At 46.1% G+C, this 21,098-nt stretch carries 20 protein-coding genes; 3 read left to right on the top strand and 17 right to left on the bottom strand.

Annotated features, from left to right (window positions below):
• The first annotated feature begins 107 nt into the window (after positions 1–107).
• On the top strand, positions 108–1,547 hold the full coding sequence (locus EAI83_RS10810) for a helix-turn-helix domain-containing protein (protein WP_129975376.1): 1,440 nt from the start codon (positions 108–110) through the stop codon (positions 1,545–1,547).
• Here EAI83_RS10810 and EAI83_RS10805 read toward each other — a convergent pair.
• From EAI83_RS10805 to EAI83_RS17585, 3 genes are read right to left on the bottom strand one after another with little or no spacing between them, the layout of a single operon-like run.
• Complete coding sequence (locus EAI83_RS10805) at positions 1,544–2,323, bottom strand: hypothetical protein (RefSeq protein ID WP_021652345.1); 780 nt, start codon at positions 2,321–2,323, stop codon at positions 1,544–1,546. The two genes, EAI83_RS10810 and EAI83_RS10805, sit on opposite strands and share 4 nt — an antisense overlap.
• The gene (locus tag EAI83_RS10800) at positions 2,320–3,594 is read right to left on the bottom strand and encodes a DUF5716 family protein (RefSeq protein ID WP_110102495.1); all 1,275 of its coding nucleotides are present in this window, start codon (positions 3,592–3,594) and stop codon (positions 2,320–2,322) included. The genes EAI83_RS10805 and EAI83_RS10800 overlap by 4 nt, the downstream gene beginning before the upstream one ends.
• A complete protein-coding gene (locus tag EAI83_RS17585; protein WP_243113481.1) occupies positions 3,591–7,130 on the bottom strand; it encodes a DUF5717 family protein in 3,540 nt (1,179 codons plus the stop codon). The genes EAI83_RS10800 and EAI83_RS17585 overlap by 4 nt, the downstream gene beginning before the upstream one ends.
• 181 nt (positions 7,131–7,311) lie before the next feature.
• Between EAI83_RS17585 and sigK the strand changes: the two genes are divergently transcribed.
• Entirely contained in the window at positions 7,312–7,941 is a 630-nt protein-coding gene (gene sigK, locus EAI83_RS10790) for an RNA polymerase sporulation sigma factor SigK (RefSeq protein ID WP_021652342.1), read from the top strand.
• A 54-nt stretch (positions 7,942–7,995) separates the two neighbouring features.
• On the opposite strand, the gene EAI83_RS10785 is transcribed toward sigK, so the two are convergent.
• From EAI83_RS10785 to mtaB, 9 genes are all read right to left on the bottom strand, one after another.
• Positions 7,996–9,219 carry a peptidase U32 family protein gene (locus tag EAI83_RS10785; protein ID WP_021652341.1) on the bottom strand — a complete coding sequence of 408 codons (1,224 nt, stop codon included), beginning with the start codon at positions 9,217–9,219 and terminating at the stop codon, positions 7,996–7,998.
• Positions 9,179–9,871 (bottom strand): O-methyltransferase, encoded by a 693-nt coding sequence (locus EAI83_RS10780; RefSeq protein ID WP_021652340.1) that lies wholly within the window; start codon positions 9,869–9,871, stop codon positions 9,179–9,181. Before EAI83_RS10780 ends, EAI83_RS10785 begins: the two co-directional genes overlap by 41 nt.
• Positions 9,868–10,272: an endolytic transglycosylase MltG gene (locus tag EAI83_RS10775; protein ID WP_015527091.1), complete on the bottom strand. Its 405-nt coding sequence runs from the start codon at positions 10,270–10,272 to the stop codon at positions 9,868–9,870. The genes EAI83_RS10780 and EAI83_RS10775 overlap by 4 nt, the downstream gene beginning before the upstream one ends.
• 11 nt (positions 10,273–10,283) lie before the next feature.
• Positions 10,284–10,622 (bottom strand): YlbF family regulator, encoded by a 339-nt coding sequence (locus EAI83_RS10770; RefSeq protein ID WP_021652339.1) that lies wholly within the window; start codon positions 10,620–10,622, stop codon positions 10,284–10,286.
• A gap of 4 nt (positions 10,623–10,626) precedes the next feature.
• The gene (locus EAI83_RS10765; protein WP_044962008.1) at positions 10,627–12,261 is read right to left on the bottom strand and encodes a ribonuclease J; all 1,635 of its coding nucleotides are present in this window, start codon (positions 12,259–12,261) and stop codon (positions 10,627–10,629) included.
• Positions 12,262–12,542: 281 nt separating this feature from the next.
• Entirely contained in the window at positions 12,543–12,812 is a 270-nt protein-coding gene (locus EAI83_RS10760; protein ID WP_059086846.1) for a DUF1292 domain-containing protein, read from the bottom strand.
• A 92-nt stretch (positions 12,813–12,904) separates the two neighbouring features.
• Entirely contained in the window at positions 12,905–13,357 is a 453-nt protein-coding gene (gene ruvX / locus EAI83_RS10755) for a Holliday junction resolvase RuvX (protein WP_015527088.1), read from the bottom strand.
• Between the two features lies 1 nt (position 13,358).
• Positions 13,359–13,631 (bottom strand): IreB family regulatory phosphoprotein, encoded by a 273-nt coding sequence (locus EAI83_RS10750; protein ID WP_015527087.1) that lies wholly within the window; start codon positions 13,629–13,631, stop codon positions 13,359–13,361.
• 185 nt (positions 13,632–13,816) lie between these two features.
• A complete protein-coding gene (mtaB, locus tag EAI83_RS10745; RefSeq protein ID WP_021652336.1) occupies positions 13,817–15,145 on the bottom strand; it encodes a tRNA (N(6)-L-threonylcarbamoyladenosine(37)-C(2))-methylthiotransferase MtaB in 1,329 nt (442 codons plus the stop codon).
• Positions 15,146–15,278: 133 nt separating this feature from the next.
• On the opposite strand from mtaB, the gene EAI83_RS10740 reads away from it, so the two are divergent.
• Positions 15,279–15,515, top strand: a complete 237-nt coding sequence (locus EAI83_RS10740) for an HPr family phosphocarrier protein (RefSeq protein WP_015527084.1) — start codon at positions 15,279–15,281, stop codon at positions 15,513–15,515.
• Positions 15,516–15,680: 165 nt separating this feature from the next.
• On the opposite strand, the gene thiI is transcribed toward EAI83_RS10740, so the two are convergent.
• The 5 genes from thiI to dnaJ form a co-directional block, all read right to left on the bottom strand.
• On the bottom strand, positions 15,681–16,862 hold the full coding sequence (thiI, locus tag EAI83_RS10735; protein ID WP_015527083.1) for a tRNA uracil 4-sulfurtransferase ThiI: 1,182 nt from the start codon (positions 16,860–16,862) through the stop codon (positions 15,681–15,683).
• A 24-nt stretch (positions 16,863–16,886) separates the two neighbouring features.
• Positions 16,887–18,041, bottom strand: a complete 1,155-nt coding sequence (locus tag EAI83_RS10730) for a cysteine desulfurase family protein (protein ID WP_129975374.1) — start codon at positions 18,039–18,041, stop codon at positions 16,887–16,889.
• 3 nt (positions 18,042–18,044) lie between these two features.
• Positions 18,045–18,788, bottom strand: a complete 744-nt coding sequence (locus tag EAI83_RS10725; RefSeq protein ID WP_129975372.1) for a 16S rRNA (uracil(1498)-N(3))-methyltransferase — start codon at positions 18,786–18,788, stop codon at positions 18,045–18,047.
• Between the two features lie 4 nt (positions 18,789–18,792).
• Positions 18,793–19,746 (bottom strand): 50S ribosomal protein L11 methyltransferase, encoded by a 954-nt coding sequence (gene prmA, locus EAI83_RS10720; protein WP_015527080.1) that lies wholly within the window; start codon positions 19,744–19,746, stop codon positions 18,793–18,795.
• A 158-nt stretch (positions 19,747–19,904) separates the two neighbouring features.
• Positions 19,905–21,095: a molecular chaperone DnaJ gene (dnaJ, locus tag EAI83_RS10715; RefSeq protein ID WP_129975370.1), complete on the bottom strand. Its 1,191-nt coding sequence runs from the start codon at positions 21,093–21,095 to the stop codon at positions 19,905–19,907.
• Between the last annotated feature and the right edge of the window lie 3 nt (positions 21,096–21,098).

The raw sequence follows: 21,098 nt of genomic DNA, 5'->3' as shown, positions 1-21,098 counted from the left end.
CTGCGCAATATGTGCTTCTAATTGTGCCTTGTTTTTTTGCAAATTATTGTAATTCATGATCTGTTTTCGTATAATAATGTCATATAAGCACCAAAAGGAGTACTACTATGTCTGATTTCAGCAACAAATGCCGGGAATACCTAAAGGATACAGGAGAAAACGTTTATCAGTTATCTGCTTCTTCGGGACTTGACCGTACCTCGCTACAACGTATGATCACAGGGAAACGTCTTCCCGGTATTGATTTTGTGCGCCAGTTCTGCGATTCCCTCCGGATCAATCCTTCCCAGCGCAGGGAACTGATGGAATTATATAAAATAGAAAAAATCGGAAAAGAAATATATTACAACCGCAAATATATACAGGAGCTTCTGGGTGTTATCAGCTCCCAGCAGGTCATTTCCCGGGAGGGTTTTCTCAGGCTTCCATCCTTTCCCTTTTACCGTGGAACTTTTTCTCTTGATGTGGAAAAGAAGGTCCTGAGCCTTTTTGAGGACATCCTGTCTTCCGGTTCTTCTGAAACGATCCGTACCAACCTTCCGGCCAACTGCCGGCTTCTTGTACAGATTTTTTCCCATCTTTATCCCAAATATGAGAAACTGCCACCGGTGATCCAGATCCTGCCGCTTCACCAGAACCCGTCCGCCTCACCGGATTACAACATGAATCTGGAAACCTTTCTCTGCACACTCCTTCCGATCCTGTCAGGTTTTGTGGGCTACCAGCCATATTATTACTATACTCAGACAGGCCGAGAGTTTTCCAGCTATGAACTGTTTCCTTTTTTCTTACTCACAGAAAAAAAACTGCTGCTGTTATCCTCGGATATGATGACCTGTATTTTTACTGAAAATCCGGAAGCGATCCACGCATATCAACAGGAATTCCGGCGGGTTCTTGAGAATTCCAGCCAATTCTTCCTGCAGTCGGATTCTCCGGACAGGATCCTTAATATCTTTGGTTCTATCATGCAGACAAAGATCTCAACAAATTTTGCACTGGAATCTCATCCCTGCCTTGCACTGATGTCCTATGGTCCGGGCTTTATTCAGTCATTGTTTGATAACAGGGATATCGATCTTTCCGATCCGGTCTATACCCAACTGGCAGCGGTTCTGAACCAGACTTCCTTTTCTTTTACAGAAGCTGCCTTTTCCTGCAATTATTTTACACTGAGCGGGATCCGGAAATTTGCCCGTACCGGACTCCTTGACGGACCTTATTCCTACCATCAGACCCCTCTTCCGAAAGAAGAACGAAAAAAAGCCCTCAAGCATCTTCTTGACACAGATATGGGACATGAAAAATGCAGGATCCTGAAGCCTTCCGTACTTCCTGAAACCGGGATCCATCTGGAAGTTCTGTCTGACTATTCCGTTTTTCTCTGCTTTCTTTCCGAAAAAGATACTTTTCTCTGTATCTATCTGAAAGAGACCAGTATCGGACAGGCCCTGAATGATTACCTCTGTTCCCTGTCTGAGGAAGAATCCGTATATACAAAAAAAGAAGCCCGGCAGATCCTGCTGGGACTTCTTGAACAGCTTTAAGAGCCGGTACTTCTGTGATATTCTCTTGTGAGATCCTCCAGGATCCTGTCGGTTTCTCCGGATGCGATATGCTGCTCCGGGAGACCGGCAAAGCTTTTCAGAGCCTGGTCAGTTTCCTGCCTTACCATTTCATCTGTCTTCAGATCTTCCTGTCGTTTCCTGTATTCTTCTTCACTGTGAACACTGCGGTAGGCCAGAAGATAAACCTTCATCGCTTTCTCTGAATGATTCTCCTTCCATGCTTTCCAAAAACAATCCAGCGCTTTATCCATCTGGAACAGGTAACTGTATGCGCATCCCTGATTATGCAGGATCCTTTCACGCATCTCTCCGGTGATTTCTTTCCCGCCATGCTCCAGAAGCTTCTGATAAACACGGAGTGCATTCACATACATCCGATTCTCCATCAGCGCATCACCTTTGCGTTTCTCCCGTATTTCTTCAGGTTCACGTTTTCTGGCTTCAATGCGCCCGTTTAAGGTCTTAAGCTCTTCATAAGCCAGATAATTGATCTCTTTAAATATCGGATACAGTACTTCTTCAAGTCCGGCCTCTCTTCCAATATAAGGTTTCAGCTTGGCCGCAAGCTTCGGAAGCTCCAGTTCTTCCTCTAGCCAGGTACAGAGCTTACTGCTGATCAATGAGCTGTCCACAAGATAAAGATTGTTATAAAGATAATAGCAGAGTTCTTCTATAGAATAGATATTGGTACTGATATTTTCGATATAAAACGGCTTCTCTGCCTTTTTTACCTGACATAAAATATATCCGCTCATGCCTGCTTCCTTTCTTCCTGCTCATCCCATCGTACCAGTTCCCTCCAGATCTTCCCACTGGAAGGATACATTTCGCCAAAGCCCAGATCCTCTACTGTGATCTCACAGTCTCTCGGCGATACGTATTTCAGCGTGAGGGAAAGCCTTGAAGTCCGATTAGGCCGCTTTGGCAGACCCTCAAGTGCCATGGCCACACGTTTCTTCTCGGTTTCTTCCGGAATACTTACCACAAATACCAGTTCACTGGTATCATCCAGGATCAGCTCGCAGGATGCACTGCATTCATACCAGTTGCTGCCGCTTTCGATCAGCGGATAGTAAGCCGGAGAGCCCATCACCCGCATATCCATTCCTACGTCCGCAGCCACCAGCGAATCGCTTAAATAGCGGTAACCTTTGAGTTTTTTATCCTCCAGCTTGTCCTTACCGGCTATGCAGGCTCCCTTTGCAAAAAGATTGTTTCCGTAAAAAACCTTCCGTCCCTGATGACACAGGAGCTTTACAGACTGCTGTGCCCACTGCTGGTCAAATCCTTCTCCCGTGATCTGCACACTGGAGAAGAGCTCTTTTCCGAGAGTTTTACTGATAAAACGGTAAAATTCCACATCACGGATCTCTTCTTCCGGTTCAAGCTTTGTACTGACCGGATCCTCCAGTTTTACAAGCACCGGTCTGGAAGAGCCGTTGATGGTCAGCTTCCGGAAGGTTACCGTATCGCCTGCAAAGGCATACCAGCCTACACTTCGATTCCAGGTTTCCCGTTTCTGTCCCAGCGCATAATAATAAAAGCTCTCGCCATAGTCCATAAGCATATATTTCTCACGGGAAAAACCTGCAAGGCTGCAGGCCTTCTGATAATTCCGTACCTGAAGTGTACTAAGCTCCGGCGATGTGATACAAAGGCACCGGGTATTCTTTACGATATCCTGGATTCCCAGAAATTTCAGGATTCCCCTTAGAAAATGTGCCAGAAGCTCTGCCGGCTCTTTTTCCTCTCCTGCCACCTGGATCTTTTCTTCCTTCTGACAGATATCATAAATATTTCCGATCATGATTCCGCCCTTTTCCCTGGCAAAATACTCTGCTTCCAGGCCTACGCAGTAATCACCGTGATCGGTACGATAGCAGATGCAGCCCGGAGCTTCGTACTGACTGGCTCCTACCTTCATGGAAAGAGAACGGGCTTCTTCTGCTTTTCTGTCATAATAACAGATCTGTGTGTATTCTTTTCCAATATCAATTCCTATGATCAAGTCACGAATTTCATTCATCTTTCCGGTTCCTTCTCTATGACAAACATTTCATTAACGTACTGTTCCTGCCGGACATACTGTGCCAGCTTCTCCTTCACTTCCGTGTCTTTCTCCAGTTTCCTTGCACAGAGTATCTGATTGATCAGCTGATATTTGCTGGATGCCTGGTCATTACTCTGGTTCATGGTCAGTATTTTTTCTTCCGTTTTGTGTACACCAGTTTCATCTTCTGTCTGGAAATAATATCGCAGGGTCTCTCCATAAAACAATGTAAATGCTCTGGCAAAAATTCCCTCATAGATATTTTTGAGCGGTTCACTTTTATAGTCCGGTACAGTTCCAAGACCTGTATCCAGGGAATAATACAGTGTGACCGAAGCCTCCGGTGAAGTATGATACTCTACAAAAGTCTTATCATCCAGCTGATACAGTCGCAGGATATTCTGATCCAGATTCCGGAAAAACTCAAATAGCATTCCTTCCTTTACACAGGAAGAGAGGATTTTTTCCTCCATTTCCAGATTTTCTTCATCAGAAGTTTTTTCTTCGGAAAGCAGTTTCAGAAGGGTCAGGTCACAGATCCGGTCTCCGGGCCACTCCTTTTCTCTGCGATTTTTCAGATACTCCTTAAGTCCAGGCATCTCCGGCATTTCTTTTACAAACATTCCGTAAGACATCAGAGTCAGATACGCACCGATCACACTCTCTTTTCCGGAATGGCGGATATATGCTTTCAGGATATCCTCACCCTCTGGCCGATAATCCCAGTTAAACATCAGAAGAGAAAGAATCCTCTCCTCCAGATTATAGGTATCCATCTCAAACCCACAGGCACTTTTCCAGATATCCAGAAGTTCATCCACAGGTCCAAACCGGAATTTCATCAGATACATGAGGATCACTTCATCATAGATTCCCTGTCGGTATACATGAGAGGAAAGTGCGATCAGCTCTTCGTCTTCCGCACAGTCACAGCGGATGATCATACGGCTTACCAGCTTCAGAAGCGCACGCTCCTCTACTCCTTCAAATCCAAATGCTTCCACCACGCTCATAGCCTGCGGAAACAGTCCCCGCTGGATCAGGATCTCCAGAAGGGTTTTCCGGTCGACCATGGCATATTCCCGATAATCCATCATCTCCAGACAGGCATCCAGATCTTCTCCCTGCACGTGATCCCGATAATAATCCAGGATCTTTTTGCGGATCAGCCTCTTATATTCATCGGTAAACGCCGGTGAAAGGACCAGTTTCTGAAAAATTCCCAGATTCTTACGACTGATCTCCTGACCCTGACAGTAATACAAAAGCACAGCCGGTTCATCCGCCCCTTTTTCCAACACTGCCGGAACCATCTCACGATCATCAAAAAGTGGTGTCAGATTATAATCTACCGTAGTAGCATAACGTCTCTGTTTTTCATCCTGAAATACAACGGCCGCATCTTCGCTGCAAATCCTTGGGTAAGCGATCCCATGGATACACGGATAGATTTCTTCCTGTTTCATCTGTCTGTGACGGACGATCACACTGCGAACCTTCGGATCATCCGTATACAGCCGGCAGGTAAACATTCTGGAGGCGATCACCTGCGCTTTTTCGCTGTCCGATGGTTCCCGCATGAATTCCTGATAAACAGCGGCATAATTTTCATTCATCCGGCCTTCCCGTAACTTACGGAAAGCAAATTCCTCCATGCTTTCACGATAACTTTCGTATGTCTGTGGATCACGTTCCTTCCCTGCAATGATGCATGCATACAGATAGGCACGCTTGGAATCACCGAGAGTATTGTTGTTATAGGTAAAATACATCAAAAGCGGTTTCGGCAGGACTCTCCGATAAGAAGTATCCAGTGTTTCCACATAATATTCATACAGCCGTGTGATCCGGATCCCGCGGTCCACGGCAGCGGAAAACCACTGAAAATATTCCGGTTTTCTTGGATTTCCCTTCATAATATATTTACAGATAGCTTCCACGGTATCATCCGACGGAAAGGCTTCACATCCCATGGCCATAGCACGGTACAGACTTTCGTTAAAAGCTTTCTCATAACCGGAAAGATATGCCAGGCGCATGACCAGCTCTTCCGTCAGCATCTGTTCTTTTCCTGCAAAAAGGAATACCTGGGCCCAGAACCCATTGATTCGATGCAGCAGAGACATATCTGCACAAATACGGTTCCATGCTTCCAGATACAGAAAAGGACTTGTACATCCCCGCTCAAAAAGTTCCTCCATCAGAAAGATCTTTTTTGACGGAGAAAGCGTATGATCCATTTCAAATACCAGTTTCAGAAGGATAAAGCTGTCTTCCTTCTGCATCTGGAAATTCTGTACCTTGCGGAGGGCCTGTTCCTTATCCCGGTACAGCCCGGTCTGTGTACACAGATACAGATAAATCCCTGCCAGTTCCAGTTCATTGTGATGAAAGGATTTATTCTGATAACGCTCAAGGATTTCTGAAGCCTGGTCATCTTCTCCTTCCAGATGAAGAAGATAGGCTTCCAGAAGCTGATATTCCGGATATTTCAGTCCGTTTTCGCCCATACGGTCAAGCTTCTCATGAGTAGAGGCTGTCCAGGCCTGAAAATCTGTTCTTTTACAGAGATATCCCAGGTATTCCTTCATCAGAGATATCCGGTACTGTTTTTCCAGAAGATCCAGGTTCACGGCACTCTCAGTTCCTCTGGATGCAAGAACGTGATATATCAGTTTCTGGTATGGGGTTTTTACAATGATCTCGCCGTACTGATTTCCTTTTCCCAGTTTTTCCTGGCGGATCACATAGTTTATTTCACAGGTACTTCCGATAAAATCCTCTTCTGTGACCACATGCTTACCTGCCTCCAGAAAATCCCCGTTTACCTCAATATCTGCCCGCAGGTGTCCCCATCCGCTCCTGTGGATATAAAGGGATTCCTGAACAGATTCACTGACATCATAAAAACCGGCCTCTTCTCTGTTCAGACTCAATGTCACCTTTTCCTTGGCACCGGCTGCGATCAGAAATTCCTCCAGATGCTGATAGGTCACCGGCTGCTGTGACATTCCTGCATAAAGAGAACGGATCTTCTCACTCTGATCACTCAGGATCAGGGAAAAATGTCGTTCTGTAAAGATCCGGTAAGCCTCATGGAAATCTTCCTTTACAATGTGCAGAAATTCTTCCAGAGAAGATACCTTTCTGCCTGCACTCTTCACCTCTTCCGTCTGTACCTGTACAGTGAACGGCAGCTTATATTCTCCGATACTGGTAGTAAAACACAGCCAGCCTTCAAAGCTCTCTCCCGGCCTCATTCCCTCTGCATCTACCCCATAAGGCATGCGCACTGTGGTTCCGGAAAAGCGGTCAAATCCCGGCACCAGTCTCCGGTCAGATGAAGTCACAAAGCCACTGATCCTGCGGTTGTCATCGGTACCGAAATAAATCTCATCCTTTGTAGTCTCTCCTGCCTTCAGCGTAGCGAAAATACGGTCCTGTGAAAACAGAAGCTCAGGCTGTTCATAAATAAATTTTCCGTTAAGAAGCTGTTCTATCCTCTTTTTCAAAATATATACTCCTCATCAATATACACTGATTGTTGTCACTCGTATTTTATGATTATACACCAGATCAGAATGTGGCGCAACAGGTGTTCGCCTCTGTCCTTTTTATAAAGTTTCTGTTGGAAAAGCACGAAAAGCACGTCCGGCTCATAAGCTATAAGGAAATCCCCTTTGAGGTGAACCCTTGAAAACCTTTCTGAAACCGCTTTCTTTTGCGGAAGAGCAGTTCTATCTTCTACAGCTCCAAAGGGGCGATCCGAAAGCAAAAAATATCCTTATCGAACACAATCTCCGCCTCGTAGCACATGTTGCAAAAAAATATCAGGGATGTGACGAGGATCCGGATGATCTGATCTCCATAGGCACCATAGGTCTGATCAAAGCCATTTCCACCTTTGATCCCAGCCGGACTTCCAAGCTTTCCACTTATGCTGCACGGTGCATTGACAATGAGCTTCTCATGATGTTCCGTGCCCGCAGGAAACGTTCCAGAGAAGTTTCTCTCTATGAACCCATCGGCACAGACCGAGAAGGCAACGAGATCAGCCTTCTCGATATCATTGAAAGTCCACCCGTTGATGTTGTGGATGATTGTTTCAAAAGGGACAGCATTTCCTATCTTCTCCGTTATATCCGGACAGTACTCTCCCCAAAGGAATACCAGGTGATCTGCTGCCGCTACGGTTTGAATGGCCAGGAGCCACTGACCCAGCGAGAGATTGCTGAAAATCTCTCCATCAGCCGCTCCTATGTATCCCGTATCGAAAAGAACGCTCTTCGAAAACTCCGTACTCTTTTTCCTGAAAATCAGTAAAGGGGAGAACGTTCTTTTCGTTCTCCCCTTTCCTCTCTTATCCACCCTTTCGGATCATTCACCTCTTCGGAGAATATCAAATACCTCCGGCATCTCAGTCAGTTTCACATAGATCCTCTGCTGAGCATGTGGTGCACTCGCCATAGCTTCGCCCTCTTCATTATAAATGGCTTCCACTGTGACCGGAATATTCCTTCCGTCCGGTTTCATGATCTCAATGGTCTCTCCTACAGAAAACTTGTTTCTCTGTGTCAGTCTTGCCAGACCTCTCTCATCGATCTCTTCTGCAAATCCAAGATATGTGTATTCTCTTACATATGTGTTGCTGTCATAGATCTGGGTATTCTCATCCGGCTTTCCGTAGAAAAATCCGGTGGTAAACTGACGGTAGGTACAGTTTGAGATCTGCTCCTGATACCATGGCATATTTGCATGATATTTTTCCGGACTTTCCATACAGTCGTCAATGGCTTTGCGGTAGGTTCTTGCCACTGTTGCCACATAAAGAGCTGTTTTCATACGTCCTTCGATCTTCAGGCTGTCAATACCGCTTGTAAGGATATCTTCCATATGTTCTACCATACAGAGATCCTTGGAATTAAAAATAAAAGTTCCTCTCTCATTTTCAAATACCGGCATATATTCTCCCGGACGCTTCTCCTCCACAACAGAATATTTCCATCTGCAGGGATGGGTACAGGCTCCCTGATTGGCATCTCTTCCTGCCATAAAGTTACTGAGAAGACATCTTCCGGAATAGGAAATGCACATGGCGCCGTGGATAAACGTTTCAATCTCCATATCCTCCGGAATATGTGCCCGGATCTCCCGGATCTCTTCCAGAGAAAGCTCTCTTGCACTTACCACACGTTTGGCACCAAGGTTATACCAGAAACGGTAAGTCTCATAATTGGTATTATTTGCCTGTGTACTGATGTGACGCTCAATCTCCGGGCAGATTTCCTTTGCATACATAAAGATTCCCGGATCTGCGATGATCAGTGCATCCGGTCCGATCTCCTTCAGTTCCTGAAGATATTCCCTTACACCCTCAAGATCACGGTTATGCGCCAGGATGTTTACTGTCACATAAACCTTTACACCATGGGAATGGGCAAATGCGATTCCCTCACACATATCTTCTTTTGAAAAATTCTTAGCCTTTGCACGAAGTCCAAAAGCTTCTCCGCCGATGTAAACAGCATCTGCACCATATATGACGGCAACCTTTAAAACCTCAAGGCTGCTCGCCGGAACCAATAGTTCTGGTCGTTTCATAAACCTGTTCTCCTGTTTTTACACTTACAGCCGCTCCGTCTCCAAGAGGAAGCACCGATGTACGAAGCACCGGACTGTGAGTCAGCTGCCAGAGATATTCTCTCATTCTTTTATAGATTGTACGGTTACGCCGTTCCACAAGATAATGAGATTCAATAATATCCCCTTCCTGCAGCACGTTGTCAGATACCAGCACGCTTCCCTCTTTCATCAGTCTCAGCACGTCAGGAAGCCAGTGGATATACTGGCCCTTGGCTGCGTCCATGAAGATCATATCAAAGGTTCCGGTAAGATTCTTCAGGATCTCTCCGGCATCTCCCTCCAGAAGCGTGATCTGTGACTCTCTTCCTGCGCGCCTGAAATTATCCTTTGCGACAGGAATTCTTTTTTCATAATTCTCTATGGTAACAATTTCCATATCTTCCGGCCCATACTCACACATAAGAAGTGTGGAGAAGCCTACGGCAGTCCCCACCTCCAAAATGCGCTTCGGTTGTTTCAGTGCCAGAAGCATCCTCATAAAGCTCTGCATATCTCTCCGGATGATCGGCACCCGGTCTGCAAGTGCCTTTGTCTCCAACTCCTGCAGAAATGGAGTATTCCCCATATCCAGTGAATTGATATAGGTCTGCATGCGTTCTTCTACGATCACTGGCTGTTCGATCCTTCCTTGCTCTCTTCTCCTGACAGCACTGCAATGATCCTGGTCGGTGTATAAGCTGTACTGAGAAGGTATGTACCTGCTTTGATCTGTCCGTGATATGCGGACATTCTTTCCTGTATGGTAAATGCAAGCGCATCCTTGATAAGACCCTTCTGCTCCAGTGTCTTGCCTACTTTATATGCAGAAGCACCTTCTTTTATGACTACCGTGACCTGCTGTCCCTCTCCCGGGCTCATAGCCTGCTGGTTAAACACATCGTAGCCAAACTGATATGCTGATTTTCCAACCCAGATCAGAAATACGATAATAAAGATATATACAGCGGTTTTAAATACCCCTCCAGCCAGAAAAACGCCGGCCCTGCCAACCTTGTCTCTTGTGTCTGCCATAGTCTTTCCTCCTATAAGTCAGGAATCTGTATGTCGATCCCGTCCACCAGCGTCCTGCATATCCGCTGCATCAGTCTGCACAGCGCAAGCTCTGCGTCGAGATAGGCATTTACTTTCAGGTTCTGTCTCAGACTTGCAGACTCCTGATTGAGCTGTTCCGCAATATGGAACAGCTCATCCTTGTCTGAATGATTCTGCAGTCTGAAATTATCTCCACGGAATCTCATCACTCTGGCTTTCAGCTCAGGATCCCCTTCAAGCTGGGCTGCCTGTTTCTGATATTCCTGATATTCATCGCTTCTGTGCACAGCATCGAGAAGCTTCTCGATCTCCATGCTGATCTCATCCATGAACCTACGCCTCCATAATGATAGGCAGGATCATAGGATTTCTCTTGGTCCGTTTCCACAGATACTCTCCAAGGGCATCCTTGACCTCGGTTTTGATCTTGCCCCAGTCCGTGATATTGTTCTCCAGGCAGGAATCCAGTGCAGTTTCCACAACCTGTCTGGCATGCTCCATAAGATCCTCAGATTCTCTTACATACACAAAACCTCTGGAAACGATATCCGGACCTGCGAGAACTACATTACTGTGGCGCTCCAGTGTCATAACTACGATCATGATTCCATCTTCAGACAGATGCTGACGGTCACGGAGTACGATATTTCCCACATCGCCAACGCCAAGTCCGTCTACAAAGATCGCACCTGTATGAACGCTTCCTGTCACCTTGGCATCCTGTCCGTCCAACTCCAGAACATTTCCGGAAGAAAGGATAAAAATATTCTCCTTCGGGATTCCCAGATCTTCCACAATGTGTTTCTGTGCGGTCAGATGACGGTACTCACCATGGATCGGAATGGCATATTTCGGTTTTACGAGGGAGTAGATCAGCTTGATCTCCTCCTGGCAGGCATGTCCGGAAACATGGACATCCTGGAAAATAACCTTGGCTCCCTTCATAGACAGTTCGTTGATGACCTTGGAAACTGCCTTTTCATTTCCAGGGATCGGATTGGAGCTGAAAATGATGGTATCGTTAGGCTTGATCGTGATCTTTTTATGGATATTGGCTGCCATACGGGAAAGTGCCGCCATGGACTCACCCTGACTTCCGGTTGTGATCAGAACCACCTTGTCGTCCGGATAATTCTTCACCTGATCGATCTCGATCAGTGTGTTCTCCGGGATCTGCAGATAGCCAAGCTCTGACGCTACGGAAATAACATTGACCATACTGCGGCCTTCCACAGCAACCTTTCTTCCGAACCGGTATGCAGTGTTAATGATCTGCTGCACACGATCCACGTTGGATGCAAAGGTTGCAATGATGATCCTGGATGTACGGTACTCATTAAAAAGATTATCAAATACATGTCCCACTGTACGCTCGGACATTGTAAATCCCGGTCTCTCTGCATTGGTACTCTCACACATCAGTGCAAGCACACCCTTCTTGCCGATCTCTGCAAAACGCTGCAGATCGATGGCATCTCCAAATACCGGTGTATAATCAACTTTAAAGTCTCCTGTGTGTATCACGATTCCCACCGGTGAATAAATAGCAAGTGCGGATGCATCCTGGATACTGTGATTCGTTTTGATAAATTCCACAGCAAAATCCCCAAGATTGATCACCTGCCCGTGTTTTACCTCTTTCAATTTGGTAGAACGCATAAGGTTATGCTCTTTCAGTTTGTTGCGGATCAGTCCCAGTGTCAGCTTGGTAGCATAGATCGGAACATTGATCTCTTTCAACACATACGGAAGAGCTCCGATATGATCCTCATGTCCATGAGTGATCACAAATCCCTTCACCTTGGAAATATTTTCCTTAAGGTATGTTACATCCGGAATGACCAGATCGATTCCCAACATATCGTCCTCAGGGAAAGAAAGACCACAGTCTACAACTACAATACTGTCGCCATACTCAAAAGCGGTAATGTTCATTCCGATCTGCTCCAGACCGCCAAGTGGTATGATCTTAAGCTTGGATGTTGTTCTGCGGCCGGTTTTCCGACCGGATGGCCTGCCGCCGGTCTTTGCCGGTTTCTGTGTGTTTCTGCTGTTTTTTACAGCGCCACCGGCTGCTGTTTTCTTTGCTGTTGGCCGGAAAGGCTTATCCTGACGGTTTTTGCTGCCACCACGATACTGTCTTGTTCTTGATCCGGCATTCTTTTGTCTTGCTGCGGTTCTTCTGGCACCGCCTGCGGAAACTTGTACTCTGCTCTCCGCATTTTTGTTGTCATCGTTGTTCTCGCTTTTCAAAAATCGCTCCTCCATTCAAAATTCACGTCATCCAGCATCTGCTGAAAAACTGCATATACAGCCTGAAGTTCGTCATCATCCTCGACCATCTCATAACAGGCTTCTGTGCTTCCCGGAGCTGAAATATCCTTCAGAATATATGCGTCTGCTTCCTCATCCTGTGAATCGGACACCAAAAGATAAGTCACACCCGCAATATTGGTCTGCTCCTCTACGTAAAACTCAGCAGCTGTGCCGTCGTCTGACTGAAATATTATTTTTTCCATATTTAATTCTTCCTTATCCGTTCTTGTCAAGCGGATATTCACAATCCGCATTTGCTACCTGATCCGCTCAAAATATCTATTTGCGTTTCCGATCATTCTTCCACGCCTTCCTGCTGCTCTCTTCTGTATGCGGCAGCATCCAGATATCCCTGCAGGATAAAGACTGCTGCTACCTGATCCAGATACTGTTTACGGTCTTCCTTATGCACACCGGTCTCCTCCAGAGTACGGTCTGCCGCCATGGTAGTCAGTCTCTCATCCCACATAACAACAGGCAGACCCGTACGTTTCTCCAGCATTTCCTTAAACTCCAGAGATTTCTCGGCCCGCTCTCCTACTGTATTGTTCATATTTTTCGGGTATCCCAGAACGATCTCCGTAACCTGATACTCCGAAATGATCTCTTCAATACGTGCCAGAGTACGACGAAGCTTGTTTTCCTGCTTGCGCCATACGGTTTCCACACCTTGGGCTGTCAGACCAAGGGGATCGCTCACTGCAACCCCAACGGTCTTCGAGCCATAGTCCAGTCCCAGTACTCTCATATTAACGTTCCCAGGACTTATTCTTGATATACTCGGTGAGAAGCTCCTCTACCAGCTCATCACGCTCCACCTTCATGATCATGCTTCTCGCACCCTTGTGGCTTGTGATGTAGGTCGGATCTCCGGACATAATATATCCTACGATCTGATTCACCGGATTGTAGCCCTTCTCATCCATTGCATTGTACACCAGATCCAGGACTTCTTTTACCTGAAGCTCCTGATCCGGTTTTGTTCTGAAATACTGTGTATTTCCCAGATTATTCTCTGCCATTGTCTCTCACGTCCTTAAAATATATTCTTTTTTATTTTAATATAAATTTACATAAATTACAATCTTAAATTTAACGAGGATTGCGAATACAAACTGTCAACGTTACTGTTCACTCCGTTCTCAGTAACACGCTTCGCAAAATATTACCAGTGAACAAACAACCTTTCAACATACGATCCCGTTCTTCACTCCACGGCTTCACCGGTCATGATATGCTCTTCAAGAAAGCCTTCTGCCTTTACGATTACGATATCATTTACGCCATAAGCTTCCGATTTCGGTACAGCAGTTTTTATATACTCCCGGCTGTGTCCCAGATACCAGGTCCGTCCATCCTTTGTATACTCTTCCTCGATCAGTACCTCCAGGTTTTTGCCAAGCATGGATTTCTCATAATCCCCTGCATGACGATGATGCAGCTCGATCATCTTCTCACTGCGGAAGGATTTCTCCGCCTCTGTCAGCTGACCGTCCATGGCAGCCGCCTTTGTTCCCTGTCTTCTGGAATATTTGAAGATATGAGTCTCATAAAAACGGATACTGTCCACAAAATCATAGGATTTCCGGAATTCTTCCTCCGATTCCTGCGGAAAGCCTACGATCACATCCGTTGTCAGTGCCGGATTTCCATACACTTCTCTTAAAAGCTCACAGCGCTCTCTGTATTCCCCGCTTCTGTATCTGCGGTTCATCCTCTCCAGGGTCTCATCACAGCCACTCTGCAGGGAAAGATGGAAATGCGGGCATACCTTCGGCAGCGCCGCGATCCCTTCCGCAAATTCTCTTGTAACGATTCCCGGTTCCAGCGATCCCAGACGGATACGCCTGATTCCTTCGATCTCATGCACAGCACGGATCAGAGAAAGCAGCGTCTCTTTTTTCTCCTCCGGGAAATCCACTCCATAGGAGCTTAAATGGATTCCTGTAAGGACCACTTCCTTATACCCTTTTTCCGCAAGTGCACGGACCTCCTTCAGCACACTTTCAATATTCCGGCTTCTGACACGGCCTCTTGCATAGGGAATGATACAGTACGTACAGAACTGATTGCATCCGTCCTGAACCTTGATATATGCCCTTACATGTTCTGCTGTATGATCAATGGAAAGTTCCTCATACTCTTTTGTCTGATTGATCTTGATCACATGGGAACCATGGCCCGGTTTGTTTTCCGCATATTCGGCCAGTGCCTCCACAATATTGATCTTCTGGTTATTTCCCAGAACAAGATCAATGGCTTCGTCTTTTTCCAGTTTCTCGCCACCGGTCTGTACATAACAGCCCGTTGCCACCACAATCGCTTCCGGATTCATTTTTTTTGCTTTGTGGAGCATCTGTCTTGATTTTCTGTCTGCAATATTGGTTACTGTGCAGGTATTGATCACATAAATATCCGCTCCCGGCTCAAAAGGCACGATCTCATATCCCGCCTCCTCCAGAAGCTGCTGCATGGCCTCGATCTCATAGGCATTTACTTTGCAGCCCAGGTTGTGTAATGCAACTTTATTTCCCATTTTTCCTCACTTTTTTTACACTTTAACTAATTATTAAAACAATTTTTATCTCTTTTCACCTTGACTTTTTGGGTACTGACAGGTAAGATGAAAGCTGTAAAATAACAAAAATTTATCAAGGGAGGTTATTATAATGAAAACAGCTAAAATCTCACTGAATTCCATCGATAAGGTGAAAGCATTCGTAAACGAGATCAGCAAATTCGACTGCGATTTTGATTTAGTATCCGGAAGATATGTGATCGATGCAAAATCCATCATGGGTATCTTCAGCCTGGATCTTTCCAAGCCGATCGACCTCAACATCCATGCAGATGGCGCTGCTCTGGATAACGTAATGCAGATTATTTCCAAATATACAATCGACTAATCTATACTGTATATTTGAGAGGAACTGTATCGGATACAGTTCCTCTTTTTTCATGCTTTCAGAATCCTTCTGTTCTCAATGAACTCCCTTTTCCTGATATATCGGTAATTCCAGGGAACCTCTGCAGCGAGGTTCCCTGTTTGTTTTTTCTTATCTAAAAACGGATCACTGAATTTCAATGATCTCTGTGGTATTCAGAGCCGTTTCCATAAGCTCATCGATCTTCTCAGAAAGCTTCTGCTCAGAACGGCGGATCACCTTAAGATTCGGCTTTGTTACAGGATGTTTCGCTACAAAGATGGTACAGCAATCCTCAAACGGCTGAATAGAAGTCTCAAAGGTATCGATCTTTCTGGAAATACGGACGATCTCCTCTTTATCAAAGCCGATCACCGGACGATATACCGGAAGTGTGCAGACCTCATTTGTAGAAGCAAGGCTCTGTAAGGTCTGGCTTGCAACCTGTCCGATGCTCTCACCTGTGATAAGTCCGAGACAACGGTCTTTTTTAGCGAAATGCTCGGCAATACGCATCATATATCTTCTCATGATAATAGTAAGCTCATCATGAGGACACTGATCATAAATATAAAGCTGTATATCTGTAAAGTTAACTACATGGAGACGGATCGGTCCGCTGTATTTGGCTACCAGGCGGGCAAGATCCACTACCTTCTGTTTTGCGCGCTCACTGGTGTAGGGCGGTGCATGGAAATATACCGCATCGATCTTGACACCACGTTTTGCGATCATATAGCCGGCAACCGGACTGTCGATCCCACCGGAAAGAAGAAGCATGGCTTTTCCGTTTGTTCCGATGGGCATTCCGCCTGCGCCCGGAATGGTCTGGGAATATACGTAAATCTTGTCACGGATCTCAACAGAAAGATCCAGCTCCGGATGATGAACATCTACACTTGCCTCCGGGAACGCATCCAGGATACGTCCGCCAAGCTCAGCGCTGACTTCCATGGAGCTGATCGGATAGGATTTCTTTGCGCGGCGTGTCCAGACCTTGAAGCTTCCGTTAAAGTCCGGATGCCACTGCTTCATATAACCCACAACATCTTCGGCAAGCTTCTCAAAGCCCTGTTCTTCATAGATCATAACCGGGCAGATGCCTACAATACCGAATACATGCTGCAGCGCATCTACAGCCTCATCGTAATCATAATTCTCCGGGCAGAATACATAAACTCTTCCCTGCTCTTTTTTTACTTCAAAATCTCCCTCGATCTTGGAGAGTGCGATCTCCATCTGATGTACGAGAGCATCTTCAAAACGATAGCGGTTTTTTCCCTTAAGGGCAATTTCCGCATATTTGATCAGAAATGCATGTACTAACATAAAAATCCCTTTCTTCTGTATTCTCTATCGACGTGCATACCTGCGCAGCATCGGAATTGTTTTTCCCAGTGCTTCCAGGCAGTAATCTACCTCTTCAAAGGTATTTTCCTCACAGAAGCTGATGCGGACGGTACTTTCCACATCGGCTCTGCTCAAGCCTATAGCTGTCAGTGTTGCACTTGGTTTTCTCTTATGACTGGAGCATGCACTTCCTGCGGAAATATATACTCCGAATTCTTCCAGCGTATGGAGCAGGACTTCGCTTCGGACTCCATGAAAAGTCACGCTCATGATGTGCGGTGCCCCTTCTCTTAAAGGCATTCCGTTGATGGTGATGTCTCCAAGCTTTGAAAGTCCCTCTGCCATCCGTTCTTTCAGGTCATAAAGGTGCTGTATTTTTTTATCAAAATCCGTATATACCATCTCTGCAGCAACGCCAAGGCCTGCGATTCCCGGTACATTGTCCGTTCCGGAACGCATGCCGTTCTGCTGTCCGCCTCCAAGGATCTGTGGCTGTACTCTTACTTTTTCGTTGATGTAGAGGAAGCCCACACCCTTTGGTCCGTGGATTTTATGGCTGCTTACAGATAAAAGGTCGATTCCCAGTTTTTTCGGGTAAATACGGTACTTTCCGAATGCCTGGATGGCATCTACATGAAAAAGTGCTTTCGGACTTTTTTCATGGACAAGCTTTCCGATCTCTTCTACCGGCATCACGGCTCCCACCTCATTGTTCACGTACATCACAGACACCAGAATGGTATCCGGACGAAGAGCCGCTTCCAGTGCATCCAGCTTTACAACGCCCTGATGATCCACAGGAAGAATAGTCACCTCATAGCCCTGTTCCTTCAGATAAGCAAAAGGCTGGGCCACTGCTGCATGCTCTACTGCAGTTGTAATGATATGGTTTCCCATACGCTTATTGGCTTCCACACCACCGATGATAGCAAGATTGTCCGATTCTGTTCCACCGGAGGTAAAAAGAATCTCTTTTTCATTCACTTTCAGTAATTTTGCAAGGGTCTGGGCACTTCTGCGGACATAATTCTCCGCTTCCATTCCCTTTTTATGCATGGCAGAAGGATTTCCGAAATCTTCTGTCATGGTTTTGCAGACAATATCCTTTACTTCATCGAAGCATCTCGTTGTCGCGGAATTGTCAAAATATGCTTCCATAATTTATTCATCCTCCAGTTGAAACATCAGAACAGAAAGTACTGCGAGTCCTGCGGTTTCTGTCCGTAAGATCCGGTGTCCCAGGGTGATGGGTTTCGCACCGGCTTCCATGGCATCTGCCACTTCCTGCTCTTCAAAACCACCCTCAGGGCCGATAAAGACACCGATGCTTTTTCCCGGTTCGATCGACCGGATCAGTTCTTTCGTCTCTTTCATTCCCTTTGCAAGCTCATAAGGGATCAATAGAACGTCCAGTTCTTTTGCATAGACAAGGGCTTCTTTAAAAGTCATCACGGAATGTACCTCCGGCACCAGCATACGCTTGGACTGTTTTGCCGCACTTTCTGCAATCTGCTGCCAGCGGGATACTTTTTTTTCTGCTTTTTTGTTATCCAGTTTTACCACGCAGCGCCTGGTTGAAACAGGAACTACGGAATATGCTCCAAGCTCTACTGCCTTCTGGATGATCAGCTCCATCTTATCAGCCTTCGGCAGTCCCTGAAAAAGATAAATACGGTTCTGCAGCTCATAATCCGGCTCCTGTACATAGAGGATATGAAGCAGGACTTCATCCTCCCCCGCGTTTTCGATCACACAGTGATATTCTTTTTCCTTATCGCTGATCCAGAGCTCCTCGTCTTTTTTCATGCGGAGTACATTGACAATATGATTGACATCATTTCCTGTGATATGGATCTCATGTCTGTCCCTGTCGATCTGATGAGGTTCCACAAAAAATCGCTGCATGAGATCAGTCCTTTCTTGCTGTCACAGATACCCACTCGCCCTGATGAGTCACCTCAACAAGCGTCAGTCCGGCGTCTTTTACAGCCTTCACTACGACATCCTCCTTTACATCCAGAATGCCTGATGTAATGTAGTAAGCGCCTTTTTTCATCTGTGCAACGATCACCGGAGTCAACGGTACCAGAACATCTGCCAGGATATTTGCAGTTACGATATCATATTTCTCATATCCGACCTGTTCCTGAACTTCTTTGTCATCGATGATGTTTCCGATCATCATGTCAAAGGATTTCTCCTCGATCTGGTTGGCCTCCTTGTTCTCAGATACTGCCGGAACTGCACAGGGATCAAGATCTGTACCAACCACATGACCTGCACCAAGCTTCAGTGCAACGATTCCCAGGATTCCACTTCCGGTTCCCACATCAAGGATCTCCATTCCCGGCTTCACAAATTTCTTCAGCTGACGGATCACAAGCTGTGTGGTCTCATGCATTCCTGTACCAAAGGCAGTTCCCGGATCAATGTGGAGGATCATCTTGTCCTTATCTTCTGCCTTCACTTCTTCCCAGGACGGTACGATCAGAATATCGTCTACATAGAACTGATGGAAGTACTGTTTCCAGTTATTGATCCAGTCCTTGTCCTCTGTCTGGGATTCTGTGATGGTTGCCTCTCCGATATCCACAAAGCTTCTCAGATCCTCCAGTGCAGCCTTCACATCTTTCAGGATTGCCTCGGTATCCGCATCCTCTTCCAGATAGAAGTTCAGATATGCGATCCCGTCATCTGCTGGTCCTTCCGGCATAATATCCACAAACATCTGTGCCTTATCCTCATCGGTCAGCGGCTGCTTGTCCTGGATCTCCACACCTTCAATTCCCACCTCGGCAAGTGTACAGATCACAATATCCTCTGCCTCTGTTTTTGTCTTAAGTGTAAAACGGTTCCATTTCATATTTTATATCTCCTTATGCTGTATACACATTTACGGATTTTCATTCCAGTCTGTCGCCTGTTTTCTATTGTCCCGAAAACAGGCACTTCTTTTAATATACACGAATACAGAAAAAAAAGAAAGAGGCATTTTGTGCCTCTTTCCTGTTTTCACTTTATTTATTCCTCAAACATTTCCTTAACTTTCTCACGGAAACCTTTTTTCTTCTTTTCGGTTTTTTCGGAAGTCTCGGATGTGCTGTCCTCTGACGGACGGTTTCCACATGCCGCATCAAAAGCTTCCAGAGCTTTCTTTGCTTCCTCATTGAGATTTGTCGGAGTCTGGACTACCAGTGTTACATAGTGGTCACCACGAACGTTCTTGTTGCGTAATGACGGAACACCTTTGCCCTTCAGGCGGATTCTTGTATCCGTCTGTGTTCCCGGTTTCACCTCATAGGAAACCTCACCGTCTACCGTATTGATACGCATCTCACCGCCAAGTGCAGCCTGTGCAAATGTGATCGGAGCTGTTGAAAAGATATTCATATCCTGTCTCTGGAAGATCGGATGACGGGCTACATTTACCTCCACCAGCAGATCTCCTCTCGGACCGCCGTTGGTTCCCGGCTCACCTTTTTCACGGATACGGATGCACTGACCATTGTCGATACCGGCCGGTACAGATACCTGGATCTTCTTTCTGGAAGAAGTATATCCGGTTCCACGGCAGGCACTGCATTTATCCTTGATCACCTTACCGGTTCCATTACAGTCCGGACAGGTCTGAACATTACGTACCATACCAAACATGGACTGCTGAGTGTAAACGATCTGACCCTGGCCTTTACATTTCGGACATGTGACCGGTGATGTTCCAGGTTTCGCTCCGGTTCCGTGACATGTGGTACACTCATCCTTCAGAACGATCTCCAACTCTTTCTCGCACCCGAAAACCGCTTCCTCAAAAGTAATGTTCACACGTGCACGAAGATTGGAGCCCTTCATCGGTCCGTTGTTGGCCCGTCTGGTTCTGCCTCCGCCGCCGAAAAGGTCTCCGAAGATATCTCCGAAGATGTCTCCCATATCTGCGCCGTTGAAGTCAAATCCGCCAAAGCCGCCGGCTCCGCCTCCACCGCCATTTTCAAATGCCGCATGACCAAACTGATCATACTGTCTTCTCTTGTCGGCATCACTTAAAACGGAGTAAGCCTCTGTCGCCTCTTTGAATTTCGCTTCAGCCTCTTTATCACCCGGATTTACATCCGGGTGATATTTCTTGGCCAGCTTACGATATGCTTTTTTTAATGTTGCGTCATCGGCGTTTTTATCCACACCTAAGACTTCATAATAATCTCTTTTATCAGCCATTGT

Source organism: Blautia sp. aa_0143, assembly GCF_004167315.1.
GTDB lineage: Bacteria > Bacillota > Clostridia > Lachnospirales > Lachnospiraceae > Blautia_A > Blautia_A fusiformis.
Note: the sequence above shows the minus strand (reverse complement) of the source record. Positions and strands in the feature narration are given on the sequence as shown.

Coding starts and splice junctions, on each gene's coding strand:
- EAI83_RS10760 (WP_059086846.1), bottom strand. CDS start 12,812: ATGGAAAAAATAATATTTCAGTCAGACGACGGCACAGCTGCTGAGTTT.
- EAI83_RS10740 (WP_015527084.1), top strand. CDS start 15,279: ATGAAAACAGCTAAAATCTCACTGAATTCCATCGATAAGGTGAAAGCA.
- EAI83_RS10730 (WP_129975374.1), bottom strand. CDS start 18,041: ATGGAAGCATATTTTGACAATTCCGCGACAACGAGATGCTTCGATGAA.
- EAI83_RS10785 (WP_021652341.1), bottom strand. CDS start 9,219: ATGAAACGACCAGAACTATTGGTTCCGGCGAGCAGCCTTGAGGTTTTA.
- EAI83_RS10805 (WP_021652345.1), bottom strand. CDS start 2,323: ATGAGCGGATATATTTTATGTCAGGTAAAAAAGGCAGAGAAGCCGTTT.
- mtaB (WP_021652336.1), bottom strand. CDS start 15,145: ATGGGAAATAAAGTTGCATTACACAACCTGGGCTGCAAAGTAAATGCC.
- EAI83_RS10750 (WP_015527087.1), bottom strand. CDS start 13,631: ATGGCAGAGAATAATCTGGGAAATACACAGTATTTCAGAACAAAACCG.
- EAI83_RS10810 (WP_129975376.1), top strand. CDS start 108: ATGTCTGATTTCAGCAACAAATGCCGGGAATACCTAAAGGATACAGGA.
- dnaJ (WP_129975370.1), bottom strand. CDS start 21,095: ATGGCTGATAAAAGAGATTATTATGAAGTCTTAGGTGTGGATAAAAAC.
- ruvX (WP_015527088.1), bottom strand. CDS start 13,357: ATGAGAGTACTGGGACTGGACTATGGCTCGAAGACCGTTGGGGTTGCA.
- thiI (WP_015527083.1), bottom strand. CDS start 16,862: ATGTTAGTACATGCATTTCTGATCAAATATGCGGAAATTGCCCTTAAG.
- EAI83_RS10800 (WP_110102495.1), bottom strand. CDS start 3,594: ATGAATGAAATTCGTGACTTGATCATAGGAATTGATATTGGAAAAGAA.
- EAI83_RS10770 (WP_021652339.1), bottom strand. CDS start 10,622: ATGGATGAGATCAGCATGGAGATCGAGAAGCTTCTCGATGCTGTGCAC.
- prmA (WP_015527080.1), bottom strand. CDS start 19,746: ATGAAATGGAACCGTTTTACACTTAAGACAAAAACAGAGGCAGAGGAT.
- EAI83_RS10725 (WP_129975372.1), bottom strand. CDS start 18,788: ATGCAGCGATTTTTTGTGGAACCTCATCAGATCGACAGGGACAGACAT.
- EAI83_RS10775 (WP_015527091.1), bottom strand. CDS start 10,272: ATGGCAGACACAAGAGACAAGGTTGGCAGGGCCGGCGTTTTTCTGGCT.